General features: G+C 65.3%; 14 protein-coding genes. 5 read left to right on the top strand and 9 right to left on the bottom strand.

The annotated features are described in order from the left end of the window. Window positions 1-6 precede the first annotated feature (6 nt). The 4 genes from WME90_RS39305 to WME90_RS39290 all read right to left on the bottom strand — a co-directional run bounded on the left by WME90_RS39305 (window position 7) and on the right by WME90_RS39290 (window position 4199). On the bottom strand, window positions 7-1332 hold the full coding sequence (locus WME90_RS39305) for a hypothetical protein (RefSeq protein ID WP_437277205.1): 1326 nt from the start codon (window positions 1330-1332) through the stop codon (window positions 7-9). A gap of 311 nt (window positions 1333-1643) precedes the next feature. Beyond that, window positions 1644-3233, bottom strand: coding sequence for an IS1182 family transposase (locus WME90_RS39300; RefSeq protein WP_437276906.1), 1590 nt, complete (start codon window positions 3231-3233; stop codon window positions 1644-1646). Window positions 3234-3333: 100 nt separating this feature from the next. After that, window positions 3334-3729, bottom strand: coding sequence for a GFA family protein (locus WME90_RS39295; RefSeq protein ID WP_437277204.1), 396 nt, complete (start codon window positions 3727-3729; stop codon window positions 3334-3336). A 95-nt stretch (window positions 3730-3824) separates the two neighbouring features. Continuing rightward, window positions 3825-4199, bottom strand: coding sequence for a VOC family protein (locus tag WME90_RS39290; protein ID WP_437277203.1), 375 nt, complete (start codon window positions 4197-4199; stop codon window positions 3825-3827). 754 nt (window positions 4200-4953) lie between these two features. Between WME90_RS39290 and WME90_RS39285 the strand changes: the two genes are divergently transcribed. The 5 genes from WME90_RS39285 to WME90_RS39265 all read left to right on the top strand — a co-directional run bounded on the left by WME90_RS39285 (window position 4954) and on the right by WME90_RS39265 (window position 12489). Beyond that, window positions 4954-6759 (top strand): cytochrome-c peroxidase, encoded by a 1806-nt coding sequence (locus WME90_RS39285; protein WP_437277202.1) that lies wholly within the window; start codon window positions 4954-4956, stop codon window positions 6757-6759. 320 nt (window positions 6760-7079) lie between these two features. Beyond that, on the top strand, window positions 7080-8597 hold the full coding sequence (locus tag WME90_RS39280) for a hypothetical protein (RefSeq protein WP_437277201.1): 1518 nt from the start codon (window positions 7080-7082) through the stop codon (window positions 8595-8597). 237 nt (window positions 8598-8834) lie between these two features. Further along, window positions 8835-10988, top strand: coding sequence for a family 43 glycosylhydrolase (locus tag WME90_RS39275; RefSeq protein WP_437277200.1), 2154 nt, complete (start codon window positions 8835-8837; stop codon window positions 10986-10988). Window positions 10989-11766: 778 nt separating this feature from the next. Beyond that, on the top strand, window positions 11767-12012 hold the full coding sequence (locus tag WME90_RS39270) for a hypothetical protein (RefSeq protein ID WP_437277199.1): 246 nt from the start codon (window positions 11767-11769) through the stop codon (window positions 12010-12012). A 63-nt stretch (window positions 12013-12075) separates the two neighbouring features. Continuing rightward, window positions 12076-12489 carry an LIC_13387 family protein gene (locus WME90_RS39265; protein WP_437277198.1) on the top strand — a complete coding sequence of 138 codons (414 nt, stop codon included), beginning with the start codon at window positions 12076-12078 and terminating at the stop codon, window positions 12487-12489. A 382-nt stretch (window positions 12490-12871) separates the two neighbouring features. Here the strand turns inward: WME90_RS39265 and WME90_RS39260 are convergent, their stop codons facing one another. From WME90_RS39260 to WME90_RS39240, 5 genes are all read right to left on the bottom strand, one after another. Further along, the gene (locus WME90_RS39260) at window positions 12872-14140 is read right to left on the bottom strand and encodes a restriction endonuclease (RefSeq protein ID WP_437277197.1); all 1269 of its coding nucleotides are present in this window, start codon (window positions 14138-14140) and stop codon (window positions 12872-12874) included. An 84-nt stretch (window positions 14141-14224) separates the two neighbouring features. Further along, window positions 14225-15178: a hypothetical protein gene (locus tag WME90_RS39255; RefSeq protein ID WP_437277196.1), complete on the bottom strand. Its 954-nt coding sequence runs from the start codon at window positions 15176-15178 to the stop codon at window positions 14225-14227. 546 nt (window positions 15179-15724) lie between these two features. Further along, window positions 15725-17683 carry a DUF3732 domain-containing protein gene (locus WME90_RS39250; protein WP_437277195.1) on the bottom strand — a complete coding sequence of 653 codons (1959 nt, stop codon included), beginning with the start codon at window positions 17681-17683 and terminating at the stop codon, window positions 15725-15727. After that, complete coding sequence (locus WME90_RS39245; protein ID WP_437277194.1) at window positions 17680-18165, bottom strand: three component ABC system middle component; 486 nt, start codon at window positions 18163-18165, stop codon at window positions 17680-17682. The genes WME90_RS39250 and WME90_RS39245 overlap by 4 nt, the downstream gene beginning before the upstream one ends. Further along, complete coding sequence (locus tag WME90_RS39240) at window positions 18162-19379, bottom strand: ABC-three component system protein (RefSeq protein WP_437277193.1); 1218 nt, start codon at window positions 19377-19379, stop codon at window positions 18162-18164. Before WME90_RS39240 ends, WME90_RS39245 begins: the two co-directional genes overlap by 4 nt. Window positions 19380-19436 lie beyond the last annotated feature (57 nt).

The following is a 19436-nucleotide window of genomic DNA, read 5'->3' as shown; positions in this document are numbered from 1 at the left end:
GGATCGTCACGGCCCCGTCACGAGACCCGAGATGTGGATCTGTACGAGCGGACCATTCGCCTCGTCGTATACCACCACGCTCGAGCCTCCGATCTCGCGTCGGACGATCACGTCCTGAAACACCATCGGCCCCTCTCCGATCTGCAGCAGCGCGCCCGTCGCCTCCAGCGCGTGATGCCGGTGGGGAAAGAAGGGCTGCACCGTGTACCCCGCGGGCACCGGTGGATACGAGCCGATGCGCGTCGCCGTCCCGGTCGCGTCGATCTGCCAAAGCTCGACTGCCCCGCTACCCTGGTCCGTGGCGAGCGCGACGCGGAACGAGTCCGGCGCGAGCGCGCGCACGGCGAGCAGCGGAGCGTCCGGCAGGCCGACGATCGGCACCGAGCTCGCGCTGGCGAGATCGACGACACGGTGCTGAGTGAGCGCGAGGTTAGAGTAGCCGAGGTGGACGAGCATGTCCTGCTCGTCGCCGTACACCATGACGCCGTTCGCGTCGTACCAGCGCTTGTTCCAGTCGCCGGAGCAGCTGTGTATCCACGATCCCCCGGGCCCCACCTTGATGTCCTCGATCGAATCGTTGGGGACGCATGGTGCCGTCGGCAGGACGAGGTCGTTCGCGTCCGAGCCGTTGAGGTACGTGCCCACGTAGGGACATGCGTCGCACACGAACTCGCGAACCGATCCTGCGAGCATGTAGAGCAGCTTGCCGCCGTCTTGGAGGCGTACGCTGAACTCATCGTAGGCGCCGATGAACCCGACGGCGGCCGTGTTCGGGTCGCTCCAGTGGGCCATGGCGTCGCGACCGCTGGAGCCTGGCTGGACCGTCCCCAGCAGGTAGACCTCCGCAGGATCGAACACGTCGCTGATGTTGCCCGGACCGCCGCCACTGCCGCCGGCGCTGACCACACCTCCCGCCCCGCCGCTTCCGCTGCTCGCGTCCGTGGAGGTCGATGCGCCGCCCGCGCCAGCCGACGTCGATCCGCTGCTCGCGCCAGCGGAGGTCGATGCGCCGCTCGCGCTAGCCGACGTCGATCCGCCGCCGGGACCAGCCGACGTCGTTCCGCCGCCCGCGCCAGCCGACGTCGATCCGCGGCCCGCGCCAGCGGAGGTCGCGCCGCCGCCCGAGCCGGCCTGGGCGCTCGACGTGGAGCCGCCGCCGGGATCCAGGATGAGGACCTCGGACCCGCAGGCGCCCAACGTGAACGTGCCGAGGAGGAGCACCGCGGCGCGCGCGCCAGCGCGCCGATGCCGAGGAGCGCCATCTCCTCGCGGAGCCGGGCCGACGTCGTCGCGACCACGGTCGTCTCGCTCGATATCATCCCCAGATCGCATCGGCCACCCCTCCGCTGTCCTGTTCAGCCTCCACGCTAGCGGTTTCGCGATTGCACGTCGAATCTTCCCGCTCGTGGTGCGCTGCGCGTGCGGGCGAAGATAGCCCATAGCCCATCGCAGTCGCCACGAGCGGCCCGTCGGACGAACCGTTGCGGCATCGCTCGTTCAGGTTCCGGCGGAGCGCGCCGCAATCGCGAGGCGGCGGCCCGCAGGCTGGGGCGTGAAGGCGACCTGCCGGCTGTTGAGTTCCTGTGCCCTCAGAACAGCGCCTAGAGCGGCGAACACATTGAAAACGATTAAATTACGGTAGGTTACGCTGCCTGCTGCATCAGGCGTTGGGCCGCCTCGAGATTCTGGATCGCTGCTGCGCGCCGGAGGTCGAACAGATTTCTCCTGGCGCCGATGTAGCGTGCAGTGTGGCCCTTTCGTGCCGCGATGTGGGCGAGCGCATGCTCCACAGCCACCCGCTGGCGGAGCACGGCGCGACCTGCCCCCGTCTGCTGTAGCTTCCGGAATTTGCGCTGCAAAGCCTCGTCCTCCGCGATGGACACGGTCCGTCCCCGTCCCGAGGCGGCTTGGGTGCACCTGGCTCGGAGGGGGCACGCGCCGCACTCCTCAGGATCAAACTCGACGGTGTCGCCCGGCTCGAATACCTCGACCTGTCCCGCCGGACAGGTGATCGTCTTGGTGCGCAGGTCGATCTTGAAGTCGCGCTTGCTGAACAGGTTGGGTCTGCGAGCACGCTGTCCCCAAGGCTTCGAGAACACCTGGCCACCGTCGCGTATCACGTCGTCAACGACGGGACTGTTCACATAGGCGCGATCGATATGGAGCTCGCCGAGGCACAGCCGCTGACGTTGGATGTCCTTGGCGATCGGTGCGGCCCCCTCTTCTTCGGGGCGATTCGCTGGCGTGACAGCGCAGGCGACGATGACGGGAAGGTCCAGGTCGCGTGCGATATGTTCCTTGTAGCCATCGAACCTCTTCGAGCGGCTCTTTCTTCCGTGGCGCATCTCGGCGTCCTCGATGGAGACACGGCGGTCAGCTGCAACACCTTGACGGATGCGAACGGTCCCATCCTCAGCCGTTTCCAGGTCTTGGTCCCGAACCTGTGTGACCGCATCCAGATAGAAGCGGAGCGGCTGCTCGACAACGTCGTCCAGATGGCGGTCCACCCACTGCTGCAGGGACGAGACCTGCCGCTCCAGGATCTGAATCGCCGCCGCCTTCTGTCTCGGGTCGCTCCAATCGAGATCGAGCCCGGCCTTGATGCTGGGAGCCAGAAGCAGCGGGATGCCCGCCTTGCGACAGATCTCCTCGGGCGGGCGCTCCGTGATCTTCGACACGACGCGGACGATGCTGCGTGCTGCATGGCCGAGCAGGTTGATCGTGTCCTCAACCCGCCCGGCTCCCGCTAAAGGGCGGCTATCGATGGCCACGCGCAGCGCTTTGGACACCGCCCGCTTCTCGCTCTCCGTCATCGCGCCCGACCGAACGAGCGCCACGGTCCGCTCCAGCAGCATCCGGTCCATCTCATGCTCGACCATCCGCTCTCGGAACGCCTGCAGCGCGCCCTGCGCGAACGCGGGCGTGGCCGCCCCCAGGCAACCGAGCACCATCTGCCAGCGAAGGTCGACGATCGACAGCTCCACCGCCTCGGCATCTGATGCGCCGACGTAGCCTTGGAGCAGCGTGACCATGCACATCAGCGCCGGCGGATGCGGCGGCTCACCTGCTCCCGTGGTCCGGTACATGCTCTCCAGCTGCTCCTGGAACGTCTCGTCGAATAGCTCGTGCCGGTGCAGCCTGAGAAAGCCGAACAGGGCTCGCACCCGATTCAACCGTTTCATGAGCGCCTGTTCCTGCCGCGACAGCTCCACCGGCGGCAACCATCGTTCCATCCGTGCACCTCCAGGCGCGGACGAGATCATGGCCCGGCGAGGCCGTCGAGCCTTCCATCGAAGCGCTCGGGATTACCACAAAATCAAACTGATCGGTCCTCTAGCGCATGTGCTCGATGTCTTGCGGCATGACCACCCAGCCATGCATTCGCTCTTCATAGACCGAGAACGTTGGACTGGGGAAGGCCGGGTCCGAGAAGGCTCCCACCGGTATGGCGATCATGTCCTCGTCCCCGGCCGTTGCGTAGTAGACGGTGGCGCCACATTCAGGACAGAACGTGAAGGTGCTCTTCGTTCCTTCGTCGCCGATTCGAACGAAGTCCTTTCCCTGCCCCTTTATCTTCACGTTCTCGCGACTGAACCTGGCTTGAGCGCCAAAGACACTTCCGGTTCTTCGTTGGCAGGCCAGGCAGTGACAGACGGACACGCGAATCGGCTCACCTTCGACTTCGGCCGACAACTTACCGCAACTGCAGCTTGCGAGGCGATTTCTCATCGTGGTGCTCGGTTGGATTGCGTCGCCTGACGTCTGACTTGATGGGGGCCGCAAGTGGGCGAAGCCCGCTTGTGAACGTCCCCTCGATGGAAGGGTCAGGGCTCGGGGTCGTGGCAAACCACTTCGATGTTGTGCCCGTCCGGCCCAATGACGAAGGCTGCATAGTAGTTCGCGTGGTAGTGCGGGCGCAGACCCGGTGGACCATTGTCTTTGCCGCCCGCCTCCAGAGCTGCGCGATAGAAAGCTTCGACTTGCTGGCGATTCTCGGCCGTGAACGCCAAGTGAAGATGCGCCGGCTTCTCCTCGGTTTGGTACAGGCACAATGAAGCCTTACCCTTCGAGCTGAGCTCGACGCCGTACGTCGGCGGTCCCTCCGAGACAACAGCTACGCCGAGCGGTTCGAGTGTCTTGAGGAAGAATGCTTTGCTCGCGGCATAGTCGCTGACTCCGAATTTGACGTGGTCAAACATGAGCTCTCCTGAATTGCGTGCGCCATCGCCAGGCCTAACGAGTCGCCGCTCTGCCGTGCCGCGAAGCGGCGTCGGTAGCAGCGGCAGGTTAACCGACGTGCTCACCGAGCACCACCGCGACGTCGTCGGGCAGGTTGCCCGATGGAAGAGTCACCGCCTGGATCAGCGCCGCGACCGCCGTCTGGACATCGCCTGTGCGGGCGAGAGCGCCGAGGGCCGCCCACGACGCGTACTTCAGGAGGCCGTCAGTTGCGATCAGGAGGCGCCCTGTGAGCGGACGGCGGGGGATGCCGACGGGGCTGCACGCACCGCTACCGACCAGCGGCTTCCGGATCTGCCCCGAAGTCAGATCGACAAGCCCGTTCGGCTCGATGACGAGCGCGCCCGAGTCCCCCGTCCGCCACGCACGGCGATGTGGGGACCTCCAGCTCGATGGCCCGCCGCACCCGCACGCCCTCGCGCCGGAGCTCCCTCCCGCTCCGCGCTGCCGAAGTGTGGCTGTCCGTAACACTGATGCCAGAACACTGATGCCAGGCGACCACACCCTCCCTGCCGCCGCCCATCGCTCCCCGTACCTCCGAACACCGCGCCTCCCGGGCGCGCCGCGCGCCCCCGCGCCCCCGCGCCCCCGCGCCCCCGCGCCCCCGCGCACGCGCCTTGCTCTTGCTCGGCCGCGCGCCGTCGACTCCCCGACAGCGTTCTGGGTTTGCTGTTGCTCGCGCTCGCCGAGCAGCCCGCCACCTCCGGAGGCCTCATGCATCGGAACCTCTCCCGCACGACAACCTACCTGGCCCTCGCGGCCTTGAGCGCGATCGCCGCCGGCGTCGCGGCCTGCTCCTCTCCCCTCGACGACGCCGCGAATCGGTTGCCGTCGAGCCCCGCGATCGACGAGCCCCCGCCGCCCATCAGCGGCGGCACGCTGCTGATCGCCCGCGACGGGCACACCGCCGTGGCGGCCGACCCCGATCGCGACGGCGTCTGGGTGGTCGACACCGACGGCGGCGAGCCGCGCGCGATCCCCCTCGCGCGCGGCGACGAGCCCGGGCGCGTCGTCGAGGACGGGGCCGGCCGCGTCCACGTCGCCCTGCGCCGCGCAGGCGAGCTCGCGACGATCGATGTCGGGACGGCGAAGGTGCTCGACCGGCGCGCCGTCTGCCCCGCGCCGCGCGGCCTCGCCTACGACGCGTCGCTCGACGCGATCCATGTGGCCTGCGCCGGCGGCGAGCTCGTGACGCTCCCGGCCCAGGGCGGCCCTGCGCTCCGGAAGCTACGGCTCGACGCCGACCTGCGCGACGTGATCGTCGAGGGCGATCGCCTGCTCGTCAGCCGGTTCAGATCCGCGGAGACCCTCGTCGTCGGCCCGGACGGAGAGGTGCTCTCGCGGCGGTCGCTCCCGTGGTTCAGCGCGAGCGCCGCCGTCGCCTCCGACTATCGCCCCTCGGTCGCCTGGCGCATGGTCGCCCTCCCCGGCGGCGGCGCGGCGATGGCCCACCAGCGCGCGTTGACCTCGCCCGTCGTGCTCGCCCCCACGGGCTACTACGAGGCTGCCGCCTGCGACGGCGGCATCCTGCACGGCGCCGTCAGCGTCCTGCCCCCGGCCTCGGCCGCTCCAGGGGACGGAGCCGAGCTCCCGACGCCGGCCCTCTGGCAGATCGCGCTCCCGGTCGACATCGCGGTCGCGCCGGACGGAAAGCGCGCCGCGGTCGTGGGCGCCGGCAACTACACGACCGAGTTCATCGACCTCGACACCATCACGAGCGAGGACGCCTCGGGCGCGTGCGGCAGCTACAAGCAGTGGCAGCACTCGAACCAGCCGATCGCCGTCGCCTTCACGGCGCGGGGCCGTGCGGTCGTCCAGTTCCGCGAGTCAGCGAGGATCGAGGTGCTCGACATCGACACGCACGATCGCGTGGGCATCGACCTCCCCGGCGACAGCGTGAGGGACCCGGGACACGCGCTGTTCCACAAGCCGCCGCTCAGCTCCCGCGGCATCGCGTGCGCCTCCTGCCATCCGGAAGCGCAGGAGGACGGTCACACGTGGCGCTTCGACAAGCTCGGCCTCCGGCGCACCCAGACGGTCGCGGGCGGCGTGCTCAAGACGGCTCCCTTCCACTGGAGCGGCGACCAGAGCGACCTCACCCACCTCATGCAGGAGGTCTTCGTCTCGCGCATGGGCGGCTCATGGCCCGGAGATTGGAATCTCAAGCAACTCGAGCGCTTCCTCGACAGCGTGCCGGCGGTCCCCGCCTCGCCCCCCGACGACCAGGCCGCCGTCGGGCGAGGAGAGGCCCTGTTCCATGACCCGCAGGTAGGCTGCGCGACATGCCACGAAGGGCCGATGTTCACGAACAACCGCAACGAGGATGTCGGGTTCGGCGAGGCGCTCCAGGTGCCCTCGCTGATCGGCCTCTCCGCGCGAGCGCCGTTCATGCACGACGGCTGCGCGAAGACGCTCCGCGACCGGTTCGACCCGGCCTGCGGCGGCGACCGCCACGGCGACGTCTCCGCGCTCGCCCCGGCGCAGCTCGACGAGCTCGTGGCGTACCTCGAGTCGCTCTGACGCCACGGAAGACGCTCCGCCGCTCACGGAAGCAGCCGAAGGCGGCTTTAGCAGTCGGGTGCAACGAAGGGTCAGGCCTCGGGTTCGTGGCAAGCCACTTCGATGTTGTGCCCGTCCGGACCAATGACGACGCGGCGCTCCGGGAGCGACCTGCCTGCCATCGGGGCGCGAGGGCGGCCGCCGGCGGCCGCAGGACCGAGCGTGAGCTCGCCGCCGGCCCATTTCGGTTGACGCCGCAGATGTGAACGTTCACAATTGCTCCCGAACGATCCTTTAGCGATATGGCACGTTTGAAAAGCAGCTCGAGAGCACGATGGTTGGTGGCGCTCTTAACTACTTCCGGGTGCAGCGACCCGGTGACGACGCCCGGCGGAGACGCAGGACCCGATGCCGAGGCCCCCGCGTGCTCCGAGGGCGCCTGGGATCACGATGGCGATAGCGAGACGAGCTGCGTCGCATGGACAGCCTGCGCCGCAGGCACCTTCGCGAGCGCCGAGGGCTCGCCCACGGCGGACCGGCGGTGCACGGCGTGCCCGGAGGACACCTTCAGCGACACGGTGAACGCCCCGAGCTGCACGATGCACACGCCCTGCGCGCCCGGGACGAGGCAGACCGCGCCGGGGACGAGCTCCGCGCGCGCGCAGTGTGACGCCTGCTCGCCGGGCACGTACTGCGCAGGCGGTACCGCCGCGCTCGTCGATTGCGCGGAGGGCACCTGGGACGACGACGCCGATCCCGCAACGACGTGCGTCGCGTGGACCGACTGCGTGCCAGGGGAGTTCGTCGGCGCGGGGGGGAGCAGCGCCACGGACCGCAGCTGCCTCAAGTGTACGAACGGCGAGCACACGGCCACGATGAACGCGACCAGCTGCTCCCCGGGCGCCTGGGTGCTGAGCTACTTCGGGCCGCAACAGGACGTGCCGAGTGACTCGCTGCACCTCGCCTACAGCACCGACGGGCTTCGCTGGTCGACCCTCGCCGATGGACAGCCCGCGTACCGGCTCGCCGGGATGGGCACGAACCACATCCGAGATCCGTTCCTGTTCCGCAAGAACGATGGAACGTATGTTTATATCGCCACGGACTGGACGCTCTCGGAGAACGACGCGAGCTACTGGAACCATCCGAGCTCCAAGATCTTCGTGGCGGACTCGACCGATCTCATCACCTTCAGAAATCCCCGGTTGATCACGCTCACGAACCTTCCGGGCCCCAGCTCCACCCCGATGCACGCCTGGGCCCCGGAGGCTTACTACGACCCCGATCGCAAGCTCTATGCGATCATCTGGTCCGGAAACGACACGACCGGCGCGAACCGCATCTACGTCAGCTACACCGAGGACTTCGTCACGATCGTCAACCCGACACCCGACGTGCTCTTCGACCCGGGCTACAGCGTCATCGACGCGACGATCACGCAGTGGAACGGCCGCAACTACCTCTTCTTCAAGGACGAGACGGACAGCAGCGGGAGCGCGCTCACCGGATCGGGCAAGGACATCCAGATCGCGCGCTCCTCGACGCTCGCGCTCGATCCGGCGACGTTCACGCGATGGAGTCCGGACTACATCCCGCGCGGGTCGACCCAGAGCAAGAGACGAGCGACGGAGGGACCGTTCGTCATCAAGGATCCGCGGCAGAGTCGATGGTACATGTTCGCCGACTACTACTTGAACGGCGGTGTGTTCGGGTGCTGGAGCACGACGGACCTCGACGCGGATCCGGGCTCTTGGACGGAGCTCCCGAGCGCAGAGTACCGCTTTCCGTCCGGCGTGCGCCACGCGAACGCGGTCCGGGTCACGCAGGCGGAGCTCGACGCGATCATCGCCCACTACTGAACAGCCTGCCGGATCCGCAGCACCTATAGCGAGGAGTCTCACTTTATCATGTGCGCACCGAGATCTCCCCAACCAGAGCGCGTTTCCCTCTCTGCGCCGCGCGTTGCGCTCACGGCGGCGGCTTGCGCCTTCTCCGCGCTGCTCGTGGTGGTCGGGTGCTCGGATGGGCCCTCGACCGATGCGCCGGCTGCGTCGACCGATGGGCCGGACGCGTCGACCGGATCACCGAGCAATTCATTGCGAATCACGACAGCGGGCACGGCGCTCAACACGTCGGAGTCCGGCGGGCGGGTGACCGTGAGCGTGGCGCTCGACGCCGCGCCGAGCGGGCCTGTCACGGTGCCGGTCTCGAGCTCGGATGCGACCGAAGGCTCCGTCTCACCGACGACCGTCTCCTTCACGGCGGAGGACTGGCGCGTCCCTCGAGAGATCACGGTCACGGGCGTGGACGATGCGGAGAGCGACGGGGATCAGATCTTCCGCGTCCACCTCGGGCCCTCGGTCTCTGCAGACCCGGCGTGGGACGGCCTCGTCGCGGAGTCCGCCGACATCACGAACACGGACGACGACGGTGCAGGGACGGCGGCGATCGTCGTCAGCGACCCGTCGGGGACCCTCGCCGAGCGCGGCGCGCCCGTGACATTCACCGTGCGCCTCGCCTCGCAGCCGAGCGCGCCCGTGACGATCGCCCTCGGCGTCAGCGACACGACCGAGGCGACGCTGAGCCATGCGGACCTGACGTTCACGGAGGCGAACTGGAGCGCGGCGCAGACCGTGACTTTGAGCAGCGTCGACGACTGGCTGGCCGACGGAGCTCAGCCCGTACGCGTCTTCTTCGACTCACCGGCCAGCGAGGACCCCGAGTATGCGGCCCTCGCCGCCCCCGCCGATCTCGAGCTCTCCAATCTCGACGACGACGCCGGAGGGGGGTACCAGATTCGCACGACGCACATGGGGGGCGCCCCGCTCTACGTCGCGCACTCCTACTATCATGCGATGATCACCGACCTCGACGACAGGGCGAACAACCAGGTTCCTGCCGACTTCCAGTGGAGAGTGGTTCCCGGCCTCGCGAACCCGGATGATCCGACGCTGGTGTCGTTCGAGTCCGTGGGGTTCGGCGGTCGCTACCTGCACGTCGACAGCGCGAATTCGACCCGGTACCCGCCGCAGAGTGAGGCGTCCAACCGGGCTGACGGGCTCTGGCAGACCCCATCGAAGGAGAGGAGCCACCTTCTGTGGATCGACGTGTTCACGGATACCACCACGTTCCGGAGGGACGCCACGTTCCGGATCGTGCCCGCGCTGAACGGGGATCCGACGCTGGTCTCGCTGCAGTGGTACTCGGATCCGACACGTTATCTCCGGCACCTGAACTACCAGATCTATGCGCACGTGCTCGACGGCACGGCGAGCGAGAGCTCGGAGGCGTCGTTCGCGCTGGAGCCGCTCGGCTACTTGATCTCGCAGCGCGCTGATCCCCACATCAAGCGGCATACGGACGGTTACTATTACTTCACCGCGAGCGTGCCGACGTACGATCGCATCGAGATCAGGCGCGCGACCACGATACGAGGCCTGGCCAACGCGACCCCGAAGGTCGTCTGGACGAAGCACGCGACCGGCCCGATGGCGGCGCACATTTGGGCGCCCGAGCTACATTTCATCAACGGCAAGTGGTACATCTACTTCGCCGCCGGGAGCTCGACCAACGTCTGGGCCATTCGCATGTATGCCCTCGAGAGCTCATCGGGCAACCCGATGGATGGCACGTGGATCGAGCGAGGGCAGATCGTGACGGAATCGGACACCTTCGCGCTCGACGCGACGACGTTCGAGCACGACGGCAAGCGGTACCTCGTGTGGGCGCAGGAGGATCCCGGCGTCGAGGGCGACAACAGCAGCTTGTTCATCGCGGCCATGGTGAACCCGTGGACGCTGGCCAGCCCCAACGTGCGGATCGCCAGACCCGAGCACGCCTGGGAGACTGCGGGGTTCGCGGTCAACGAAGGTGCTGCCGTGCTCGAGCGGAATGGGCGGGTCTTCATCAGCTACTCAGCGAGCGCGACGGACGACCGCTACTGCCTCGGCCTTCTCACGGCGAGCGCGACGGACGACCTGCTGAGCGCCCGATCGTGGACGAAGAACGAGGATCCAGTGTTCGTCAGCGCAAACGGGCTGTATGGCCCGGGCCACAACTCGTTCACGACCTCGGCGGATGGATCGCTCGACGTGCTCGTGTACCACGCGCGGAACTACAAGAAGATCACGGGGGACCCGCTCTACGACCCGAACCGTCACACGCGCGTCCAGCGGCTCGAATGGAATGCAGATGGAACGCCGAACTTCGGCGTACCGCTCCTGAACGGCGCGAACACGATTGGCGACTGACCGTTTCGTGGAGGAATCGAGCATGAGCAGCCGTCCTTGAAAGCTCTTGCCCGGCTTCGAACGCCCGACGCAACCCAAGAGACGAGCCTGAATCGGCAACGGGCGATCTGAGCACCGGGGTTGGCGCCTCCGCAATTCGGTTCAACGCCGCCTCGATCTCTTCGGCGAACCGTGCCGCTATTCGTGGATCCCGTTCCGCGTACCACGCCGCAGCCTCCTCGGCTTCCGCGAGTGCGGCTGGCAGGACCTCAAGGAGCTTCACGACGGCCGTTTGCAGCCGCCAGGATGCGGCGCCGGGCTTCCGGCCATGGGACCGGCGTGACGACCCCGGCGTCGGCGTCGGCGAGACGCCCTCCCGGTCCGTCCGGGTGCTACCCAGGCTCCCGGTCTGAACCGTTACCCAGGCCACCGGTCCGTACCGTCGCCTCGTGCGCCTTTCCTGGTTGCTGCGCGACTCTTCCTCCCTCGTGCGCCCCCTTCGCCAACTCCGTGGCCCGCTGCCCGCGGCGCCGGGCACGCCGCTCCCCTCGATCGTCGGACTGAAAGCGTATGCCAGGCAGCTCCCAGCTCAAGACCACGCGCGATCAAGCGATTGCCTTGACCGTCGTACCGGCGACTGCCGACGATATGGGCGCTGCGGACGGGGTATCGAGAATCGTCGCCATGGGCATCAATTCATCGGAGCCGATTGCGATGCTCGTCCAGTCGAACACCGAGGTCGAGAGCCTCCGAGGCTGGCTTCGCTTCGCCGCCGGGTGGGGGGCATCACGGCGACGACTTGCCCGGGCCGAGCGACGCAGCCGACGGCGCCGACGGAATGTACGGCGGCGATGCGTCCTCGGCGGAGACCGTGGCCCGCGGGCCCGCCGTGGTGAACCCGTGCGAGGGCGGGATCCCGAGCGTCGGCGGCAAGGGCGGTGACGGATTGCCCGGCGGCGCGGAAGACGGGCACGACGGCGACCCGGCGCAGGTGGCCGGGGAGACCATCCGGTGCCGTATTGAGATCTCCAGGGCCGTGCTCTAGGTCCAAACGGCAGCATGTGGAGCGCACCCGCCAGGGACCGGCGGCAAAGAAACGAGGGCTGTCATGAGTAGCCGTGCACAGGTGCTGTTTCAGGTGGGCGCGTGGGCGTGGGTCGTCACCGGGATCGGGCACCTCGCGATCACCGCGCTGCTGCTCGGTCGCCCCGCGCCGCCCGCCGCGGAGACCGCGGTCCTGAACGCGATGCGGGCGCACCGGATGTCCATGATGGGGCTGTCGCGCGACCTGCTCGGCCTCTTCAGGGGGTTCAGCGTGGCCATGGGCCTGGTGCTCGCGCTGCACGGCGCCGTCTGCGTGCTCGCCGCGCCCGCCCTCGCCGCGCTCCCTGCTGTCGTGGCGCTGAACGCGGCGGTGTCGCTGGCGCTGCTGGCCATCGCCGTCCGCGCGTTTCCGCCGCCGCCGATCGTGACCATGCTGGTCGCGACGGCGTGCTTCGGCGCGGCGCTCGTGGTGCGCTGAGGGTGCGGGCGAAGATAGCCCATAGCCCATCGCAGTCGCCACGAGCGGCCCGTCAGACGAACCGTTGCGGCATCGCTCGTTCAGGTTCCGGCGGACCGCGCCGCCTTCGCGAGGCGGCGGTCCGCAGGCTGGGGCGTGAACGCAGTCGCTTCGGCGCGGCGCCTCCGGCCGCTCGTCCGCCGCGCCCTCTTCAGGCGTCCCAGGCCACATGCGGCGCTCAGCGCGGTCGACGACCATGGCGATGGGTGGGCGGTCACGTCGCGTAGGTTGTGCGACATGCCCCGACACCGTCCGCCGTGCTGCGGCCTTAACGTGGCAGTTTGCTGCGGGCGGGCGTGGCCCGACCCTAAGCATCATTGCCGAGTTAGCCAGGTCGCTCATGTCATGTGCTGCTTGGTGCGCCGCGTTTGTCCATCTTGAGGGCCTGATTTAACGCAGCAAGTAGCTCGTTGAAAGCCTCTGCCGTAACAAGCTGGCCATGGACAGCTGGCCAATTTCGCCAAAGCGTTCTAAGGCCGCGCGCCTGACGAATTCGGGAAATCGCATTGAGAATTTCGTTCATGTGCTCCGCAGTGACAATCTCTCCCTTTCTTGAGCGTCTTAATGACGAACTCGGGAGAGATAATGCCGTCTCCAGAAACATGATAGAATCATATACATGCGAGAACATCTCCTCTGTTACTAATTGACCCCGGGCCACGGCGGGGAGCAGGGAGGGATACGCAGCGTCCCACTCTCGCCGCGACTCGTCCGCCCTGCGAAGAGCGGTGATCACACGACTTAGCTGTTCGGCAAACGTGGAAGGGTCCCGCCACTCTGCAAAATCAGCGACAAGGGACTCTCTTACTACGGCTGCGACATCCTCTCCCGATACCGGGTCGACAGCAGACCATCGCGCAAGGTCCTCAAGCGGACATAGCCGAATAGGGAACAAGACCTGGATACCGTCAACTCGTTCCCTTTGCCGAGCGCGCAGGATCTCCGTCTTGCCCCAGTCACTATTCATGCTATTTGGTGAGACAACGAGGAGCAACTTGTCAAAAACGTCACCGGCTCGAAGGATTGTGTCCCGAAGTCTCTGACCGGGCAGCAGATCCTCAGTAGCAAACCAGGTGTGGATGCCATTGCTCTGCAGGGCCTGGGCGAGTCGTCGTGCGAAAATCCTGTCGGCGCTACTGTGACTGACAAAGCAAGAGTAAAATCGGCGATCATCTATATGAGCGGAGGAGTCGCCACGAGGGCAGTAGTGATGGAGCCACGAAAACAAGCGCTCACGATCCACGAGTTGAACGGCATTTCTTTCTTGCGCAAAAGACTTGGCATCCGGAGAAAATGATGACGTAGTCACGACAACGGCATTCGAAACTCCTAGAGCAACCTTCACGCCGTAAATAGATCTTATGATTTCGATTCCGATCGTGCGATCCGCTCGATACCGCTTGCATTCGACGATCCAGCTGGTTTGGAGGCACGAGCCGTCGGAAGTCAAGCCGAGGATGTCGTAGCCGCCGTCACGCGTCGGGGGTGTGAGATCCACGTTCCAACCGAACCCGGCCAAGATCTCGGCGATGACGATCTCGAAATCGCGCGAGGGAAGAAGGTCTAATCGGTCGGGCGATTCCGCCAAATGGTGAAGTGGAGGCAGAGTCATTGTGTACTTCCGCTTCGGTTGCGTGTTTGACAGATCTAGATAACGACTTGCGGCTCAGCTGCGCTGCGAAAGGGCGTAATCTGCTCAGTCTGAACTCATGCCAAAGAGATCAAGCATGTATTCTCTAAGAGTCTTAGAGTGAAGCGGATACCTAATAGTGTGCACACTATTAGGCTCTGCGGCGTCTGAGTATAGCACGATCGGGCCTGGCGCGGTAGTGCTCAACACAAGAGCAAGCGCATTGATATCGCTTTCATACGCCGACGTATACGTACTGTGATTCGGCGACGGAAACGTCTTCTTGTATCGATCGTTGTATGCAGGTTGAAAATATCTAATCAGGCCGGCCTCTACGAGGTTTATCAACTGGCTTCGGTCTTTTACAATGGATTGCTCTACTTGCGCGACATGGGCCATCGATTCTTCGAGTGAGACTTCTGCATATGCCGAGGTTCCGCCCACGTGCCACATCGTACTTGGCTCGAAATCCGTAAGGAACAGCCATGCTTCGCTGTGGGGGCGCTCGAGCATAATGTCCGACATGATCTTCTGAAGTGTCTCATGATTCTGGAGTCGCGCAATCGCGTCGCGATCGTGGATCCCGCCCTGCGCCTGCCCCACATAGTCGACCCTGTAGTGGGACATGTGCTTGTAATCCGTATCCACCCACGGAGCCAAGAGCGGGAGCTTTGCGTACGACACCTCCTGATTTCCTTCGAGCACGCGAAGACATGTATGAGGATATGGAGAATCCACGGTGCGACCTTTTACATCAAACGCCAATGGCACACGGAACTGATGGACGGCTGGGTGTGGGCCGCATACCTTGAAACTTCCTTCTACAGCCTGTCCGACGAACCTCAGGCTCGCGGGGTCCAGTTCCAACCGCGGCCTCTCAAGAATGGCGTAGACGTTGAAGGCAGCCCCGCTTGATGCTGAGTGTGCCTGCGCACCTGCGAAACCATCCGGCTGAAGGAGTTGCCAATGAGTGGTCGTGAGTTGCAGCGCTATCTCCACCGCGTACTTGCGTGATGCCATTTGGTCCGACCTTCCGATCCAACGGTTGCCCGTAGCTTCTTCCTAGAACTAGTCAAGCGCGAGCCTACGTCCTGCTGACCTGATCGCTCGGGCTACGGCGGCTGGCCGGCCGACGTCGAGCGCACAGTTAGCTCTCCTCCGTCCAACGTCACAATCAGTTGTCCTGCACAATATATCTTCACGTTCTTGCACGTAGGCCGCTAACAGTGGCGTCGTAATCTCGTATTATCGCAAATGAGTCGCGACGTCCCATGTAATACCTTCGCATTCCCGCGGTGGTCGAGATCTTCTGCAAGCTATCTGCGCATCTCACAGGCGAGAGACCTTCTTGTTTCACCTGGGGCGGTCCAATGAGAGGCGCGGTCCGCCAGATGGCCCGCTTTCTTGACGGGCTCGCACCCGCCGATCGTCAACGCGCATGCCCCCCCCGGGGTCGACCGTTCAACCGCGCCCGGTCGAGAGAGCGGAAGCGACCGAGGTCAAGTCGTCGGTAGAAGGCCTTGTCAGCCACTGTGACCCCTCTACAGGAGGCCTCCTGTTGGAGCACTACTCGTCGTTTCGCATCGGCCAATTTAGCGGGATCAGTGCTCGCCCTGAGGCTCGTGTCCACCGCTCGCGCGTGGCCGCCCTATAACGGGAATCGTCGGCGAAGTATGCGTGCTCGATTAGAAGCACCTGCAAGCCCGTCCGGCGCGCTGTCTCAGCGAAAATGAAATCGATGTGCTTGCGCATTGCCTGGACGTCCTCGTCCTCCTCCCGGCCCTCAATCTCCTTCTCGTCATCCTCGCCGCTGGTCGGAAAGTAGGGACGGCTGATCTGATCTAGAACCAGCAGGCCTGGCACAGGCGATTCGGCAACCTCGAAGTAGCGTTGCAGCGCAAAAGACAGCGCGATGTGCACTGCGAGATAGTTCTGGTCCGAGCCGACGTCGGGCATCCGCAGGACTGCGCCACTTCCCGCCTCGATCACGGTGACCTCCGGCTGCCGCGCCGAGAACTCGAGATCGGACCCGACGCAGGGCGCCACAGTTGGCAATTCCCAGAAGGCTTCAGACGCGAACTGCGAGATCTTTCGCTCGGCCCGGCGAAGTTTGATTTCCTTCGCCCCCCGGTTGACTCGTGCCTCCAACTCGGTGACCTCGTCACGGAGCACGTTCAGATCACGCCCCGGCTGACGCACCTCATCAATCGACGCCTCCAGGAAAAACGAGATGCGGCCCAAGAGATGCGCCCGGAGTTGACCGAGGTCGGCCAGGCGGTTGGTCTCCTCGCTCTGGCGCAACCACGTCCGGATGTTGTCGTCGACACGGCGCAACTCGGCGCCCAGCGTTGCGATCTCCTGCTCGAGCGCCCGATCGTGCTCGACGAGCTTCGGCTTCACGCGCTCCACTGCGGCGCTTTCCGCCCGCACCTTCGACAAGGTTGCCTGCAGCGCTCGCGCCGTCTCCCGTCCCCGTTCGGAGGGCGCATCGCAAACTGGGCAGGTCTCGGCGACTTTAGCCAGCTGCAAGTGCTCGGCCAGCATTAGCTTCTCGCGTTGGCGGATCACAGCGCTTTCGAAACCGGACGCCTCTCGGATCGCGGTCCGGGTCGCCTGCGATCTTCGTCGCGCCGCAGCGAGCGCGCTCAGGATCTCGCGCCGGCGCGCGTGCAGTTCGCCCAGCTCGCCCTCACTCGGATAGGCGTTGGCCTCCAGCTCGGTGCCGGAGACGCTCCTAAGTTGCGCCAGTAGTTCACTCTCCGGCCGGTCGGCCGGTGGATCCGAGACGAGACCGATCCGGTGCGCCTCCGCAAGCAGGCTGGTCGCGCGCTGCTTTAGCGCGCTGTCGGCTGCCGCACGAGCGCGCTCCCGCGCCTCCTCCTTTTCGAGCGCCCGCTGCAGCTGCCCAAGACGCCGCTCATCGATTGCGCTAGCCTCGTCTGTAGCGCGTAGGAAGTACGGCATCGTCTCGACGATGTCGCGGGCCTTGTTCGCCGTCTCCAGGCCGTGAAGCAGGACCGACTCGCTGTAAATGACCTCTTTGGTCACGAACATGTACGGCGTGACGTGCCGGATGGTGGCGCGGCCGCGCGTGTTACCCGAAGCATCAGGCTCGGCCGGCAGGTCCCCGATCCCGAACGCCCGCTCAAGAAAGGCTTTGGCCGCCCCAAGCGTGGTTGCGCCCTCAAACTCCTCTATCCTTGCCGGTAAAGGCAGATCGCATCCGGATGCGGTGAACATGTGGGTGCTGGTGGTTTGTCCGACAGGGGGAATGATCCGGCCGACCACGATCTCCACATCGCCGTCGGTCCATTTCACGCCGACGGCCACGCTGCGCCGCCGGACGTGCACTGGCAGCTCGCACTTGCTCGAACCCAAGCAGTAATCAATCGCCTTGATGAGCGTTGACTTCCCGGTCCCAGACGCGCCGGTGATGATGTTCACAACGCCTGGCTCGAGCTGGACATCGCGACGCTGCCCCGACACGCCGAGGAAGAAAATTTTGGAGATGTTCCAGCGCTTCATACCGTGAGACCCATCATGTCGAAGATCGTCTTCGTCGAGCCGGCCCCGGCGAACCAATATCCGAGCCTTTCGGCGCGCTTGAGCGGCTGAGCAAGGCCCTCGCTGAGCGCTTTGATGGTGCTCCTTTTGACTTTGCGCGGGCCTAGGCGCAGCCGGGCGCGGTCATCAACCTGCAGCACGCGCGAGAAGCAGCCGAATCGGATCGCATCAGTGACGATTCCCATTGATCCGTTCACGCGATCGGCCAGCCCAATCTGAATTTGCGGGTTCCGCTCCAGCCACTCGAGCAGGCCTGTGTTCTTATTGGTTCTCTCGAAGGAGTCACGAAGGTCGCCGGACAGGGCGACCGGCAGCGAGAGGTAGGCGACCGGCAGCTCCGGACCGTCATCGTTCACGGTCATGAAGGCCTCGGTGAATCCAACTAGGGCATAGGCACAGAACGCCGGGTTCGTTTCCGAAAAGACATCATGGGCGACTATCATTCATCGCCCCCCAGAAGCGTCGCGTAATCAGGGTGCCAACCGACCTTGCGGTTGATCGCAAGCACCTGGTAACTGCCTCGCACGTAGTACGGTGCGTTCCAGCCCGCGGAAATCGGGCGCACGATGTTAGGTGCGTTCTCATGGGTCCAGCGCAGGATCCTCAAGCCTGACGCGCGTTTCTCTTTGTCGTCGACCCCGGCGCAGTCCTCGACCATTTGGCAGTGCCGATCTGACCAATGCTCTTGAAGAACGCGGTCGTACTCGCCGATCACGGTCGCCATGCTTGGCTTCTCGTTCATCCACTTCGAGCGTTGTTCGCGCGCCCGCCACTCCTCGCGGATCGCCTTGGACAGATCTGACTTCTTACCCTCGACCAAGCGGATCTGACGGGCCAGCATGCCGTCCGGCTGGTAGTCTTCCGGCTCGCTTACCGTCTCAAAATCGGCGAGGAGTTTGCCCTGCTCGAGGTCGCCGATGATGAGGCTGATTTGGTCTTGCAGTTCCGCACGCAAAAGGACTCGCTCGCGCTTACCGCAGAGCGAGTAAACGATCTGTCGATCCCACCACTCGACGAGTCGCGTCGCGACGGTGGGACGCTGGTCCGGGTGCACGATCTTCAGGTGCTCAGCGATGTGCTCCTCGATCTTTCCGATGACAGGGCTGTCCTGCCTGATAACGGTTCGGCGGAGGAGGTTCAGCCGCTCGGTTTCGGAGAGCGAAAGAAAGGCCTCGCATCCATCGACACGGTCGGCATGGGGTAGCTCCTTGTTCTTGTTTGACGCCGCAGCGCGCGCAACCCTGACGCGCTGCGCCTCATTCACCATGGCTTTAACGAGCTCGTCGCGGTCCGCAGCCAGGGATGTCAGAGCCGTAAACGGGCTGCCTCTCGGGATGCCGGCGACTGCGACGAGGTGAAATGTCGTCTCGGATAGGGTCAACCCGGGAAGCGCGTCGATCCATACCTTCATCGTGCGCCAAAGCGCACGAGACTTGAGCGTGATGGGCGGCGGCGTGGGGCGGATCGAGTGCTTTAATTGAAACAGTAGCGTTTGGCCATCAGCCTTCAATTCGACGTCGTCCAGCTGTTCGATCGCGATCGCGGCATCATCCGTGCTCCGCTCCAACAGCGTAAGCAATGCGAAAAATGACTGGTAGTAGAAGCCTAGGGCGGCAGCTTCCGCAGAATGAGTCTCACTCTGGCTATCTCCGACCATTGTTGCTCCCTCCGTCACTCCCCGCAATCAGCCCTATCGATGAATCATCTATGAATT

The sequence above is a fragment of the Sorangium sp. So ce375 genome (assembly GCF_051473855.1).
GTDB lineage: Bacteria > Myxococcota_A > Polyangia > Polyangiales > Polyangiaceae > Sorangium.
This window is presented reverse-complemented; position numbering and strand designations above follow the sequence as displayed.